Origin of the sequence: Anaerotalea alkaliphila, assembly GCF_010179735.1 — a bacterium.
Classification (GTDB): Bacteria; Bacillota; Clostridia; order Lachnospirales; family Vallitaleaceae; genus Anaerotalea; species Anaerotalea alkaliphila.
In genome coordinates, this window is sequence record NZ_JAAEEH010000001.1 from 23,853 (window position 1) to 38,789 (window position 14,937).

Genomic DNA, 14,937 nt, shown 5'->3' on the forward strand with positions numbered 1-14,937 from the left:
GCGTATGAGTTTGTGGATAGTGTTGTTCAGCTTTGTGGTTTCCCTGGGAGCGAGTCCGCTGGTCTTCCCCATGCTGCGGAAATTGAAGTTCGGCCAGTTCGTCCGGGATGACGGACCGGCCACACACCTGCAGAAAGCGGGGACCTTGACCATGGGCGGCGTCCTCTTCCTGCCAGGATTCCTGCTCTCCTCCCTCCTGTTCATGGAGGACGGGGCCAAGGTCCTGCCGGTGCTGCTGGTTGTCGCCGGCTACGGCTTGGTTGGCTTCTGGGACGATTACGTGAAAGTGGTGAAAAAGCGTTCCCTAGGCCTTAGCGCCTACCAGAAGATCCTGGCGCAGCTGGTGGTCACGGGACTCTTCATCGCCTATGCCATGGAGTCTTCCCAGGCGTCCACATCCATCCTGCTGCCTTTCCTGCCGGGAAGGGCGCTGGACCTGGGATGGTGGTACGTCCCCTTCACTTTGGTGGTGGTCCTGGGAACCGTCAACGGTGTGAACCTGACCGACGGATTGGACGGGCTGGCGGGAACCGTGACCCTGATCGTGTCCGGATTCTTCCTGGTGGCGGCGTTGCTCCAGGGGAATCCGCTGGCGGTGCCGGCGGCGGCCATGGCCGGAAGCCTGCTGGTCTTCCTGATCTTCAATTCCCATCCAGCCAAGGTGTTCATGGGGGATGTGGGGTCTCTGGCCCTGGGGGGATTTGTGGCGGCCATGGCGGTCTCCATGCGAATGCCCTTGTGGATCGTTCTGGTGGGGGGCGTCTATCTGGTGGAAAGCCTTTCGGTGATGATCCAAGTGGCCTGGTTCAAAAAGACGGGGAAGCGTGTGTTCAAGATGGCGCCCTTGCACCACCATTACGAGTTGAAGGGGCACAAGGAAACCAAAATTGTGGCGGTGTTCGGCATTGTGACCTTGCTGCTGGGCATTGTCGGCATTTTGGCCATGGGGTGAGGTGGTTGGATTGAAAAGGAAAAACGGAGGCATCCTGATGCTGCACAACCGGACAGACGTAAGTTTCCTGTTCGTCATAGCATTTCTCGTATCCTTCGGGATCATCATGGTGTTCAGCTCCAGCTACTACGCCTACGACGTTTCCGGGGGCAGCACTCCCCTGTGGGTGAAGCAGGCGGTTTTTGCCTTGCTGGGCTTTGTCGCCATGCTGCTGGTGTCCTATGTGCGGATCGAACTGATCAAGAAGTTCGTGCCCATGCTGTATGTCATGGCCATGCTCCTGCTTGTGCTGGTGCTGCTTGTGGGCAAGACCATCAACGGGGCGAAGCGGTGGCTTTCTGTGATGGGCATCAACATACAGCCCTCGGAGTTTGCGAAGGTGGTGCTGATCCTGACCCTGGCCGTCTTCCTGGCCGCGTTCACCGCCTATTTGAGCAAGTTCAGGGTTCTTGCCCTGTTTCTGGTGCTGGTCATGCTGCCGGCCTATCTGATCGGCAGGGAGAACCTGAGCGGTGCGCTGATCATCCTGGCCATCGCGGGAGGAATGCTCTTCGCCGCCCATCCGAAGATCATCCAGGTTGTCGGGGCGGGAATCCTGTTCCTGCTGTTGGGAGCGGGTGCTTACTCCACCCGCTCCTACCGGGGATCCCGGATGACCACCTTCCTGGAAGGTCCCTGGTCCGACCCGCTGGGAAAAGGCAGGCAGACCATCCAGTCCCTGTACGCCATCGGGTCGGGTGGTGTGTTCGGCATCGGGCTGGGGCAGGGGATCCAGAAGATGGGTTATATCTCGGAAGCCCACAACGACATCATTTTTGCTGTGATTTGTGAAGAACTGGGACTGGTGGGCGGATTCATCGTCCTGCTCCTGTACGGCCTCCTGATTTACAGGTGTTTTGTCATCGCACGGAACGCCATGACCAAGCTGGACCTGCTGCTGGTGGCAGGGGTCGCCACCCACATCGCCACCCAGGTGGTCATCAACATCGCGGTCGCCACCAACACCATGCCCACCACGGGCATTCCCCTGCCTTTCATCAGCTATGGGGGATCCTCCCTCCTGATTTTCCTTGTGGAGATGGGGCTGGTGCTGAATGTCGCCAGACATACGGATTTCCTGAAGGAAAGGGAGCGGCGGAGGCGGAGGGCTGCCATGGGGCTGACAGGCGGTGAAGCATATGGCCAAGCTTATTGATTTCAACGAAGCCAAGAAGCAGAGGCAGGACACTTCCCTGGGAAACAGGAAGCTGTTCCTGCTGGCCGGTCTGGTGGCCGCCCTGGTGGCCGTCCTGGCGGGGATCCTCTACCTGCTGGGGATCCAAACGGTGGAAGTGGTGGGAAACAGCCACTACAGCGAGGCGGAAATATTGAAGATGGCCGGCATCGAAGGTCGGGCCAACATGCTGCGGCTTTATTTTGACAAGGGGAGCATTGCGGAAGAGGACGCCTATATCGAATCCATGGAACTTGAGTTTTCCAACTTCAACCGGATGCGGATTGTGGTCCGGGAGAAGGAAATCATCGGATATCTGCCTTACATGGGGAAATACCTCTGCGTGGACCGGGAGGGCCGGATCATCGATTATGCGGAGCGGAGGGACGATGGCATTCCGGTGATCGAAGGGCTGACCATCCACCGGTTCCAGGAAGGGGAATTGCTGGGGATAGACGATGCCGTCCTGAACAACCTGTATTACCTGATCCGGAGCATCAGCCAGCTGGAAGTGCCCATCGACAAGGTGAGTTTCAACTACGAGAAGGACAAGGACATTTCCCTATACAGCGAGGATGTGGAGATCAAGATTGGGGATGTGGGGGAGCTGGAAAGGAAGATGGCTACCATCAAGAAGGTGCTGGAGCAGATGCCTCCGGGGGAGCGGGGGATCATCGATGTGAGGAACCTGCAGTCATCCATCATCTTCCGGGAGTACAAGAAGATGAGTCCCGAGGAAGTGGAGGCCATGGAGCAGCCGTAGCCAGGATTTTGTGATTGGTACTTGCAAATCCACTTGATAAACTTTATACTATTCTAAAAGGTCAAATACAGACGTTGTCATGGCGTGCGAGGAGGATATAAATTGTTGGAGATTAAGATGAACGAAGTGAACAATGCGGCCAAGATTGTGGTCGTTGGTGTGGGCGGAGGCGGCAACAACGCTGTCAACAGGATGATTGAGGACCAGCTGGACGGCGTGGAATTCCTGGCCGTGAACACGGATGCGCAAGCGCTGCACAGCTCCAAGGCCTCAAGAAAAATCCAAATCGGCGAGAAACTGACAAGGGGTCTGGGTGCCGGCGCAAAGCCTGAAGTGGGCTTGAAAGCGGCGGAAGAGAACAAGGAAGAACTGGAACAAATCATCAAGGGGAGCGACATGGTGTTCGTCACCGCCGGTATGGGCGGCGGCACCGGTACCGGCGCCGCCCCGGTCATTGCAGGCATCTCCAAGGAGATGGGGATCCTAACCGTGGGGGTTGTGACCAAGCCCTTCGATTTCGAAGGAAAGCAGCGGATGGAAAACGCGAACAGGGGAATTGCGGAGTTGAAACGTTCCGTCGACACACTGATCGTCATCCCCAACCAGAAGCTCCTGTCCGTCATCGACCGCCGCACGACCATGCGGGACGCGTTCAAGAAGGCGGATGAAGTGCTGCAGCAGGGGGTTCAGGGGATTTCCGACCTGATCTACACCCCGGGCATCATCAATCTGGACTTCGCGGACGTGGCTACCGTCATGTCCAACAAAGGCGTGGCCCATATCGGCGTAGGCCGGGCCAAAGGCGAGAACAAGGCGGAGGAGGCCGCACGCCTGGCGATTTCCAGCCCGCTCCTGGAAACCACCATCACAGGGGCCAAGCACATGCTGATCAACATCAGCGGCGACAGCAACATGTCCATGTTCGACGCCAATGACGCAATCCAGTTCATCCAGAAGGCGGCCGGCCAAAGTGCGAATGTGATTTACGGCCAAAGCATCGACGAAAGCCTGGAAGACGAGTTGATCGTCACCGTCATCGCCACCGGATTCGACGAGGTGGACCGCTACTACGACAACCTGGACCTCAGCGATCCGGCGGAAGTGCCGGTGCCCACAATCGAAGCGTCCGCATTGCAGAAGGAAGAGCAGGCGGCGCCGGAAGAGGAGGCGCAGGAAGTTCCGGATTCCAAGCAACAGTCTCCCCGGAAGGTCCAGGACGATAGGGTCATTGAAATTCCCGAGTTCCTCCAGAAGAACAGGAGACGGTAGGTGTGAAGTGCCCGTTTTGTTCCAGCGAGGTGAGCAAGGTCATCGACTCCCGGCCTTCGGAGGAGAGCAACGCCATCAGGCGGAGAAGGCAGTGTGAAGGATGCGGACGGCGCTTCACCACCTACGAGACCATAGAGAGCACGCCGCTTCTGGTCATCAAGAAGGACGGGAGCAGGGAGCCCTACGCCAGGGATAAGGTGATGGCAGGCCTGATCCGCAGTTGCCACAAGAGGCCCGTGTCCATGGGCCAGATCGAGCTGCTGGTGGATGACATCGAAACCAGCCTGTACAATTCCATGAAGCAGGAGGTGGACAGCAGCTACATCGGGGAACTGGTGATGGAAAAGCTGAAAACCACCGATGAAGTGGCCTATGTGCGGTTCGCTTCCATTTACAGGGAGTTCAAGGACATCAACACCTTCATGGACGAACTGAAGAAGATTTTGAAAGAGGACGGCAAGAAGTGAGGAATTCTGGGCCGGAATCCGGTGGAAGCCGGATTCCGGCCTTTTCGATGCGGCAGGAAAGAAGCTTGACAGGCGGGTGTCCAACTGCTATAATATATAAAACATATATTAATAGTTTGGAATAAGGAGGTTATTATGGCGGAAAGACAGTACAAATTCGACACGCTCCAGCTGCATGCAGGGCAGAAGCCGGATCCGACCACAGGTTCCAGGGCGGTGCCCATCTACCAGACCACATCCTACAACTTCAGGGACTTCGAGCATGCGGAGAATCTCTTCGCACTGAAGGAAGCAGGGAACATCTACACCAGGATCATGAATCCCACCACCCAGGTGCTGGAAGAACGGGTGAACGCGCTGGAAGGCGGTGTGGGAGCGTTGGCTTTGGCTTCCGGCTCCGCCGCCATCACCTATGCGGTCATGAACCTGGCCACCGCCGGGGATGAGATCGTGGCCGCCAACACCCTGTACGGGGGCACGTTCAACCTCCTGCAGAACACCCTTCCCCGCTATGGGATAAAGACGGTGTTCGTGGATTCCGATGATGTGGAGAATTTCCGCAAGGCGATCACCCCGAAGACCAAGGCCGTCTTTGTGGAGTCCATCGGAAATCCCAACGCCAACCTGGTCGACCTGGAAGCGGTGGCGGCCATCGCCCATGAGAACGGGCTGCCCCTCCTTGTGGACAACACCTTCGGGACCCCCTATCTGATCCAGCCCATCCGGTTCGGAGCGGATGTGGTGATCCATTCTGCGACGAAGTACATCGGCGGACATGGCACCTCCATCGGCGGGGTGGTTGTGGATGCCGGCAAATTCGACTGGACGGCGTCGGGCAGGTTCAAGGAGTTCACGGAGCCGGATCCTGGATACCACGGCATCGTCTACGGAAGGGACCTGGGAGCCGCCGCCTACATCCTGAAGATGCGCGTGCAGCTGCTCCGCGACATGGGGGCGGCCCTGAGCCCCTTCAACGCATTCCTGCTGCTCCAGGGGCTGGAGACACTGTCCCTCCGGGTGGAGCGGCATGTATCCAACGCCAAGAGGATAGCGGCCTATCTTGCGGAGCATCCCCAGGTGGAATGGGTGAACTATCCGGGCCTTCCCGGGAACAGGTACAACGAACTGGCCGGCAGGTACTTCCCCAAAGGCCCCGGCGCCATCTTCACCTTCGGAATCAAGGGGGGGAGGGAAGCCGCCAAGACCTTCATCGACCACCTGCAGCTGTTTTCCCTGTTGGCGAATGTGGCGGACGCCAAGTCCCTTGTCATCCACCCTGCAAGCACCACCCACCAGCAGCTTTCCCAGGAGGCCAAAGCCGCTTCGGGAGTGACGGAAGACCTGATCCGCCTTTCCATCGGCACGGAAGATCCGGAAGACCTGATCCTGGATCTTGCAGAAGCGTTGGAGGCGGCAAAAAACAGTTGATTATGGCAACAACTGTGCTATAATGGATAAAGAAGCTATAAATGAAGAAATACCAGATGCTTATGCATCCGGTGTTTTTTTATGCCTGGAGATACGGAACAGGGGGAGCCATGTATGTTGAGCTGTGCAGTGCGTCTGTATCGGGAATTGAGGGGAGGATCATCCGCATCGAGGTGGATGTGTCGGAAGGGTTTCCGCGCTTCGACCTCGTAGGCCTTCCGGACAGTTCCGTCCGGGAATCGGTGGAACGGGTGCGCACCGCCTTGCGTAACGGGGGATACGGTTTTCCCTACAAGAGGATAACCGTCAACCTGTCCCCCGCAGACCTTCGGAAGGTGGGGCCGGTCTACGACCTGCCCATCGCGTTGGGAATCCTGGCCTGCATGGGGAGGATTCCATTGGACAGGCTGCAGGAGGGGGTATTCCTGGGGGAGCTGTCCCTTTCTGGAGAGGTGCGGGCCATGCACGGGGTGCTTCCCATGGCCATGGAAGCGCAAAGGAGCGGTTTCAAGGCCTGCTACGTGCCCCTGGAGAACGCAGGGGAAGGGATGGTGCTCCAAGGGGTGCGCATGGTAGGGGTCCGGAACTTGGGGGAAGCGGTGGACCTGTTGACAGGAGGGAAGCCGCCGCGGATCCGGAATGGGAAAGGGAAGCCAAAGGATCCCGGGCACTTTCCGGACATGGGGGAGGTCCGCGGACAGCCTGTGGTGAAAAGGGCCCTTGAGATCGCTGCCGCGGGAGGCCACAACCTGCTCCTGGTGGGGCCGCCGGGATCGGGGAAGAGCATGCTGGCGGAGCGGATGGGGACCATACTGCCCGTTCCCAGCCTGGAGGAGCGGATGGAACTCACCAGGATCTACAGTGTGGCCGGAAAGCTGGAAGAGGCCGGCGTCCTGGTGTCCAGAAGGCCCTTCCGCGCGCCCCACCAGAACATCTCCGCGGCCGCCCTGCTGGGAGGGGGCCGGGGAGCGAAACTGGGGGAAATCACCTTGGCCCACCAAGGGGTCCTTTTCCTGGACGAGTTGCCGGAGTTCAGGAGGGATGTGCTGGAGTCCCTCCGGCAACCCATGGAGAAAGGGGCGGTCACCATCAGCAGGGTCGGGGCGGTGCACAGCTATCCCTCCCGGTTCCTGCTGGTGGCCGCCATGAATCCCTGCGCCTGCGGATATTATCCGGACCTTAAAAAATGCGGCTGCAGCTTGGGAGAGGTGGAACGGTACCAGAAGCGGATCAGCGGCCCGTTCCTGGACAGGATCGACATGGTGGTGGAGGTGCGGCCGCTGACCTTCGAGGAACTGGCCCGGGGGAACGGGGGAGAAACATCGGCGCAGGTCAGGGAGCGGGTGGTGCAGGCCCGCCACCGGCAACAGGTGCGCAACGGGGTCGGGCAGGAGCGCACCAACGGAGCCCTGGAGGCGGAGCAGGTGCAGAAGCATTGCCTGCTGGAGGCGGCCGCGGGGCGGCTGCTGGAGAAGGCCTTCGCGATGCACGGCATGAGCGCCAGGGCCTACCACAAGGTGCTCAAGGTCGCCCGCACCATCGCAGACCTGGATGGCGCGGACGCCATCGGGGAAAGGCATGTGGCGGAAGCGGTGCAGTACCGGAGCCTGGACAGGAACTGCTGGGCCAAGGGACATGTGGACATGGAAGAAAGATGAGCGGAAAGGTGGAGGACGGGATGGGTTGGAACAGGAGTCAATGGAAGGCGCTGGCCATGGGGGCCATGTTTTTGGATCATGTGGGGGCGGTGCTGCTGCCCCAGTTCATCGTCCTGCGTCTGATCGGCAGGATCACCTTTCCCATCATCGCCTTTTTCATCGCCGAAGGGGCCTGCCATACCCGGAACCCATGGAAATACGCCCGCAGGCTGGGGTTGTTCGCGCTGGTTTCGGAAATCCCTTTTGACTGGTATTTCTTCGGGACGGTTTTCCACCCTTCCTACCAGAACGTGTTCTTCACCCTGCTCCTGGGCCTTTTGGCCATCCTGGGATGGAGCAGGGGAAAAGGCCCGGCACGGCAGCTGTGGCCTCTGCTGGCCATGGGGTGCGCGGAACTCTTCCGGACAGACTACGGCGGGTTCGGGGTGCTGGCCATTTTCCTGCTGCACCTTTTCAGGGGGGTGCCCTTGCGGCAGGCGGGGGCCTATCTGGGGACCATGCTGCTGATGGACCTGCGGAGCCTTGTGGACTATGGGAATTTCGGAATCCAGTTCTTTTCCACCGTAGGTCTTGTACCCCTCCTTTCCTACAAGGGGGTGCGGGAGAGGAAGGAAACGGGAGCCTTCGGCAAGTACGCCTTCTATGTGTTCTATCCGGGACACCTGCTGCTGCTTGCCTTGGTGGACAGGATGGGTCGGCTGCATCTTTGATGAGGGAAAGGAGGAGCCATGGCACAGCGCCATGGCCGAACAGGATGGAAATCGTAGTGGATTTGGACAGGATTGGAGAAAATGTGGAGGTGCTTAGAAAGCATCTGAAAGACCCGGGCACCCGGTTCATGGCGGTCGTGAAATGCGATGCCTACGGGCATGGGATGGTTCCCGTGGCCCGGGCGGTCCAGGACAGGGTGGATTGTTTCGGCGTGGGGACTTTGGAAGAGGGGGTTGCCCTGCGGCAGGCTGGAATCGTCAAACCCGTGCTGGTGCTGGGGCCGGTGGAGGATTACCGCACCCTGCAGGGTGCGGGCCTCCAGGCCACCATCGGCTCCTGGAGCGCTTTGGAGCTGCTGGAATCCCAGCTGGAAGGCGCGGATGCTCCGCTGGAGGTCCATCTGAAGGTGGACACGGGCATGCACAGGTTCGGGTTCCAGCCCCGGGAGATGGAAAAGGTGCTGGAAGCCGTGGGGAGGCAGCCGAAAGTCCAGGTCAGAGGCGTCTACTCCCATTTCGGCGGGACTTTTCCCAAGGGGGAAGCCAGGGTCCGCCGGCAGTTTGCGGTCTTTTCCGAGGTGGAAGCCCGATGGCGGAAGGAGCTGGAGGAAGGGGTGCTTTTCCACATGGCCAACAGTGAAAACGCGTTGGATTTTCCGGCATCCCAGCTGGACATGGTGCGCATCGGAAACGGCCTCTTCGGACCCTGCAACAGCAGGACCAGGGCAGGGCTTTCCAAAGCGGCCCGGGTCTACGGAAGGATTGTAGGCTTCCAGACGGTGGAGGCGGGGGAATGTGCGGGATATGGACTTTCCTACAGGGTCAAGCGCCCCACCACCCTGGCGGTCCTGGATGGGGGGATTTATGAAGGCGTGGGACTGGAAAGGGGAACCGAAGGAGTGTCCGGTCTTCCGGGACTTGTGCAGTCCTTGAAGAAGGTCCTGCGGAAGCTGTTGGGCCGGACGAACCTGGTGGGAGGCAAGGAAGGGCTCCGGGTGGCAGGTCCCGTCCAAATGCAGTTCACCCTGGTGGACCTGGGGCTTCCGGAGGAAAAGGCCTTCCGGCGGTTCAAATTGGGGGATGCGGTGGAAATACGCCAAGCCCCCCTGTACCTGAAGGAATCGGTGCGACGCATCTACAGCAAGGAGGAAGAGTGATGATGGAATTCATGGAAAATCTGGACCCGGTACGGTTCGCCCGTTTCAACGAAACACACCCCATGGGAGAGGCGCTGCAGTCGGAGGAATGGGGGCGCCTGAAAAGCAAGGGGGAATGGAGCCATGAGCTTGTGGGGATGACCAGGCAGGGGGAAATGGCCGCAGCCGCCATGCTGCTGCGCAGAAAGCTGCCGGTTCCGGGCAAGAGCATCCTCTACTCCCCCCGGGGATTCGTTCTGGATTACAGCGACCACGGTCTGGTGCGGAACTTCACCCAGGCCGTGCGGAAATACGCCCAGAAGACAGGCGCCATCCTTGTGAAAATCGACCCGGCGGTCCCCTACCGGCAGCATGACATCGACGGGAACCTGGTGGAGGGCGGCCTGGACAACACACCGCTGGTGGAGTTCCTGAAGAGCCTGGGATACATCCACAAAGGGACCAAGCTGGACTTCGACGGTGTCCAGCCCCGTTTCGTGTTCCAGTTGGACATACGGAAGGGCAAGGAGGAGCTTCTGGCCAGTTTCCACCACAAGACCAGGTACAACATTAAGCTGGCGGAGAAGAAGGGCATAGAAATCCATGAAGGAAACCGGGAAGACCTGGTGGAATTCGAGAGGATCATGCGGGTGACGGGAGAGAGGGACAGTTTCCTCACCCGGCCGCTGTGGTATTTCCAGGACATGTACGACATCCTGGTGCCTGCGGGGAAGATGAAGCTCTACATGGCCCGGTACAACATCAGGAAGGCGCTGAAGACGCTGGAGGAGGAGCTGGAGGCCATGCGGCGCAAGACCAAGGTGGATCCACAGGCGCTGGAGAAGCTGGAGGCCCAGAAGGCGGAGGTGGAGGCCCAGCTGGCCCAGCATCCGGACGGTGTCGTTGTCTCCGGAACCATCCTGCTGGTGAACGGAAAGACGGCGTGGTACCTGTATGGAGCCAGCGACAACCTCTACAGGAACCTGATGCCCAACTACCTGATCCAGTGGAAGATGATCCAGGACGCCATGGATTTGGGATGCACCTTGTACGATTTTCGGGGGATTTCGGGAGACCTGGACCCGAACAACCATCTCTACGGCCTCTACCGCTTCAAGCGGGGGTTCAACGGGGAGTTCGTGGAATACATAGGCGAATTCGACCTTCCGGTGTCCAAGACGTGGTACCGGATTTGGGAAATAGGCGTGCCCATGGTGCAGGCAGGGGTCCGCAAGTTGAAGAGGCTCGGAAGATAGCCGGAAGGCACGGGGGGCAAGATGGACAACAACATATATTGGCTTTGGTTCACAAACATCAAAGGCCTCGGGTATCGGAGGAGAAGGTTTCTGCTGGAAACCTTCCTTTCACCCGAGGCCATTTTTCTTCTTGAGGACAGGGTGCTGCTGGACTTCCTGGAATCCAACCGCATGGGGGCTGCCGGGCTGGAAGAGGAGCTGAAAAGGAGCAAGCAGAACCTTGCGGCCGTGGAGAGGTACCACGGGGGGCTCCTGGAGCAAGGAATCCGCACGCTCTCCCTGGAGGATCCGGAGTATCCCCGCGAGCTCCGGGAAATCCATGCGCCTCCCCATGTGCTGTATCTCCGGGGGACATGGCCGAAGGCGGATCTCCGGGTCGGAATCGTGGGATCCAGGCGCTCCACCCAGTACGGAAGGCAAACGGCCCGCATCCTGGGAAAGGAACTGGCCAAACGGGGGGTCTGCGTAGTCAGCGGCATGGCGGTGGGGATCGACGGGGAAGCCCACTGGGGAGCGCTGGAAGGGGGTGGTGAGACGGTGGCAGTGTTGGGAAGCGGTGTCCTGGAATGCTATCCGCCCTCCAACCGGAACCTGATGGAGCGGATCATCGGACAGGGTGCGGTCCTATCGGAGGAACCGGTCCATGCAAAGCCGGTGCCGGGGCTTTTTCCAAAACGGAACCGGATCATCAGCGGGCTGTGCCGGGGACTGGTGGTCGTGGAGGCGGCGCACAAGAGCGGCTCCCTGATCACGGCCCATGACGCCCTGGAGCAGGGAAGGGATGTTTTTGCGGTTCCCGGAAGATGGAACGACGCCCAAAGCGAAGGGGCGAACAGGCTCATCCAGGCAGGCGCCAAGATGGTCCTGGGGGTGGAGGACATCCTGGAGGAACTGGGGATAGGAGCGGGGAAACAAGGGGAGAATTCAGAAAAAATAGAAAAAACACTTGATGAAAGGGAAAAAATGGTTTATTCTTGTATGAGTTTAGAACCCATTTTTCTGGATCGAATTTTATCAATTACGGGATTGCAGATTGGTGATTTGATGCTATGCCTGATGCAGTTGGAGTTGAAGGCGCTTGTGGAAGCGCTGCCCAACCGATACTATGTCAGATGTCCATAATCCGGTGGATGGTACGACGTGGAGGTTTTTATGTCAAAGAATTTAGTGATTGTGGAATCACCTGCAAAAGCAAAAACAATTAAGAAGTTCCTGGGCCCCAATTATACGATCGAGGCGTCCATGGGACACATTCGGGACCTGCCGAAAAGCCAGCTGGGGGTGGATATAGAGAATGACTTTGAACCAAAGTACATCACCATCCGTGGGAAGGGCGACCTCTTGGCGAAGTTGAAAAAGGAGGCGAAAAAGGCCAACAAAGTCTATCTGGCCACCGACCCCGACCGGGAAGGGGAGGCCATTTCCTGGCACCTGCTCCAGGCCCTGCAGGCGGACAAGGAGAAGTGCGCCCGGATCACCTTCAATGAAATCACGAAGACGGCGGTCAAGAATTCCATAAAGGAAGCCAGGGAAATAAACATGTCGCTGGTGGACGCCCAACAGGCCCGAAGGATTCTGGACAGGATCGTAGGATACAAGATCAGTCCATTATTATGGAAGAAAGTCAAAAAGGGGCTGAGTGCGGGAAGGGTCCAGTCCGTGGCCTTGAAACTCATCTGCGACCGGGAGAAGGAAATCCAGGACTTCATTCCGGAAGCCTACTGGACCATCGACGCCCGATTGCGGGAGCAGGGGAAGAAGGATGCCTTCGACGCCAAATTCCAGGGGACCCTGGAAGAGAAGGTGAAACTGGAAACGGAGGAACAGGTGAAGAAGATCCTCCAGGACATGGAGGGGCAACCGTTCACCATCCTTTCCGTGAAGGACTCCATACGGAGCAAGCAGCCCCCCCTGCCGTTCACGACAAGCAGCATGCAGCAGGAGGCGGCGAAAAAACTGAACTTCACCACCTCCAAGACCATGCGGGTGGCCCAGCAGCTGTACGAAGGGGTTGATGTGGCGGGGCATGGGACCGTTGGACTCATCACCTATCTGCGTACGGATTCCACCAGGATTTCCCAGGAAGCCCACGAAAACGTGCTGGAATACATCGGGCAGACCTATGGGCAGGAATACCCCAATGCGGAGGTGCAGACGGACAAGAAGAAGGGGGGGGTCCAGGATGCCCATGAGGCAATCCGGCCCACCTATGTGGAACTGGCGCCGAAAGACATCAAGGACTCCCTGGACAGGGACCAGTTGAAGCTGTATACCCTGCTTTGGAACCGCTTCGTGGCCAGCAGGATGCAGAAGGCCCGGTATGAGACCAAGTCCGTTAAGATCGGCTGTGCGGGTTATCTTTTCACCAGCAGCCTTACGCGCCTCCAGTTCGACGGTTTCCTGAAGGTCTACGACATCGAGGACGAGGAGGGGCATGCCCAGTACATCGACCTTTCGGACGACGCCTCCCTGGAGATGCTCAAAGTCGACCCGAAGGAGCACTTCACCCAGCCGCCTCCCAGATTCACGGAGGCAAGCCTGGTCAAGGCGCTGGAGGAAAATGGGGTGGGAAGGCCGAGCACCTACGCCCCCACCATTTCCACCATCCTTTCCAGAGGCTATGTGGCCAAGGAGAAGAAGCAGCTTTTCCCCACGGAACTGGGGGAAGTGGTGGATTCCATCTTGATCAGCTATTTCGGGGATATCGTGGAAATCGGATTCACCGCCCAGTTGGAAGCCAAGCTGGATACGGTGGAGGAGGGCCTGCTGGAATGGAAGGAAGTCATCCGCGATTTTTATCCGGGATTCGACGCCCTTGTGGAGAAGGCCCAGTTGGAAGTCGACAAAATCGAGATCAAGGATGAGGAAACCGACATCCCCTGTGAAAAATGCGGCAGGAACATGGTGATCAAGATGGGCAAGTACGGGAAATTCCTGGCCTGCCCCGGATTTCCGGAATGCATGAACGCAAAACCCCTGTTTGAAAAGGTCGATGATGTTGCTTGCCCCAAATGCGGGGGAGCGGTCATGATCAAAAAGACAAAAAAGGGACGCAGGTACTATGGCTGTGAAAACAATCCAGAGTGCGATTTCATGACTTGGGACAAACCTACGGACATCCAATGTCCCCAGTGCGGATCCATGATGGTGGAAAAGGGAAAGAAGCACATGTGCATCAATCCGGAATGCAAACATGTGATGGAAAGGCAACCAAGTGAATAGAAGATTCTAAATACTTGCTCGATTACCTTGAATAGACGCTAATTATGTACTATAATATGATTATACAGGGTTGAAAGGAGGCAGGACTGTGAGCGTTCAATTATTGGACAGAACAAGGAAGATAAACAAGTTGCTGCAAAAGACCGGAACACAGAGGGTGATTTTCACGGACATCTGTGAAGTCATGAGCGACATTCTGGAATCCAATGTGCTGGTCCTTAGCAAGAAAGGCAAGCTCCTAGCTGTGTACGACCGTTCTGTCATCGATTCCATTGACGAGCTTCTGGTGGACGAAATTGGAAACCTCATCGACGAACAGCTGAACGAAAGGCTGTTGAACATATTGTCGACGAAGGAGAATGTGAATCTGGCGACCTTGGGATTCGATCCGGGGTTGACGACCGGAAACTACATCGGCATGGTGGTGCCCATCGACATCGCCGGAGAGCGTTTGGGAACCCTTTTCCTCTACAGGCAACAGGAGGGCTACGACATCGAGGATATCATCCTGGGAGAATATGGTGCCACGGTGGTGGGGTTGGAGATCATGCGCTCCATCAATGAGGAGAATTCGGAGGAGGCCAGGAAGACCAATGTTGTGAAATCGGCCATCAGCACCCTTTCCTTTTCCGAGCAGGAGGCGATCAAGCACATTTTCGAGGAACTCGACGGGCCGGAGGGGATCCTGGTGGCGAGCAAGGTGGCAGACCGGGTGGGAATAACAAGGAGCGTGATTGTCAATGCCCTTAGGAAGTTCGAAAGCGCCGGCGTCATCGAATCAAGGTCCTTGGGCATGAAGGGAACCTATATCAAGGTGATCAACGACATACTTCTGGACGAAATCAATAAACTGTAACGAGATG

Annotated in this window: 13 protein-coding genes; all 13 read left to right on the forward strand. The window is 58.0% G+C overall.

What is annotated here, in order from left to right; all coding sequences use genetic code 11:
- The first annotated feature begins 4 nt into the window (after positions 1–4).
- Positions 5–952 (forward strand): phospho-N-acetylmuramoyl-pentapeptide-transferase, encoded by a 948-nt coding sequence (gene mraY / locus GXN74_RS00080; protein ID WP_162368871.1) that lies wholly within the window; start codon positions 5–7, stop codon positions 950–952.
- Positions 953–962: 10 nt separating this feature from the next.
- Entirely contained in the window at positions 963–2,147 is a 1,185-nt protein-coding gene (locus GXN74_RS00085; RefSeq protein WP_162368872.1) for an FtsW/RodA/SpoVE family cell cycle protein, read from the forward strand.
- The gene (locus tag GXN74_RS00090; RefSeq protein ID WP_162368873.1) at positions 2,131–2,928 is read left to right on the forward strand and encodes a cell division protein FtsQ/DivIB; all 798 of its coding nucleotides are present in this window, start codon (positions 2,131–2,133) and stop codon (positions 2,926–2,928) included. Before GXN74_RS00085 ends, GXN74_RS00090 begins: the two co-directional genes overlap by 17 nt.
- 117 nt (positions 2,929–3,045) lie before the next feature.
- A complete protein-coding gene (ftsZ, locus tag GXN74_RS00095; protein ID WP_425481798.1) occupies positions 3,046–4,197 on the forward strand; it encodes a cell division protein FtsZ in 1,152 nt (383 codons plus the stop codon).
- 2 nt (positions 4,198–4,199) lie between these two features.
- On the forward strand, positions 4,200–4,664 hold the full coding sequence (gene nrdR, locus GXN74_RS00100; RefSeq protein WP_162368875.1) for a transcriptional regulator NrdR: 465 nt from the start codon (positions 4,200–4,202) through the stop codon (positions 4,662–4,664).
- A gap of 135 nt (positions 4,665–4,799) precedes the next feature.
- A complete protein-coding gene (locus tag GXN74_RS00105; protein ID WP_162368876.1) occupies positions 4,800–6,092 on the forward strand; it encodes an O-acetylhomoserine aminocarboxypropyltransferase/cysteine synthase family protein in 1,293 nt (430 codons plus the stop codon).
- Positions 6,093–6,202: 110 nt separating this feature from the next.
- On the forward strand, positions 6,203–7,750 hold the full coding sequence (locus tag GXN74_RS00110) for a YifB family Mg chelatase-like AAA ATPase (RefSeq protein ID WP_162368877.1): 1,548 nt from the start codon (positions 6,203–6,205) through the stop codon (positions 7,748–7,750).
- Positions 7,747–8,460, forward strand: a complete 714-nt coding sequence (locus tag GXN74_RS00115; protein ID WP_162368878.1) for a TraX family protein — start codon at positions 7,747–7,749, stop codon at positions 8,458–8,460. Before GXN74_RS00110 ends, GXN74_RS00115 begins: the two co-directional genes overlap by 4 nt.
- On the forward strand, positions 8,460–9,617 hold the full coding sequence (gene alr / locus GXN74_RS00120) for an alanine racemase (protein ID WP_246208538.1): 1,158 nt from the start codon (positions 8,460–8,462) through the stop codon (positions 9,615–9,617). Before GXN74_RS00115 ends, alr begins: the two co-directional genes overlap by 1 nt.
- Positions 9,617–10,852: a peptidoglycan bridge formation glycyltransferase FemA/FemB family protein gene (locus GXN74_RS00125; RefSeq protein WP_162368880.1), complete on the forward strand. Its 1,236-nt coding sequence runs from the start codon at positions 9,617–9,619 to the stop codon at positions 10,850–10,852. Before alr ends, GXN74_RS00125 begins: the two co-directional genes overlap by 1 nt.
- A gap of 21 nt (positions 10,853–10,873) precedes the next feature.
- Positions 10,874–11,974, forward strand: a complete 1,101-nt coding sequence (gene dprA, locus GXN74_RS00130) for a DNA-processing protein DprA (RefSeq protein ID WP_162368881.1) — start codon at positions 10,874–10,876, stop codon at positions 11,972–11,974.
- A 30-nt stretch (positions 11,975–12,004) separates the two neighbouring features.
- Positions 12,005–14,074, forward strand: a complete 2,070-nt coding sequence (gene topA / locus GXN74_RS00135; RefSeq protein WP_162368882.1) for a type I DNA topoisomerase — start codon at positions 12,005–12,007, stop codon at positions 14,072–14,074.
- A gap of 88 nt (positions 14,075–14,162) precedes the next feature.
- Positions 14,163–14,930: a GTP-sensing pleiotropic transcriptional regulator CodY gene (gene codY / locus GXN74_RS00140; protein WP_162368883.1), complete on the forward strand. Its 768-nt coding sequence runs from the start codon at positions 14,163–14,165 to the stop codon at positions 14,928–14,930.
- Positions 14,931–14,937: the final 7 nt, after the last annotated feature.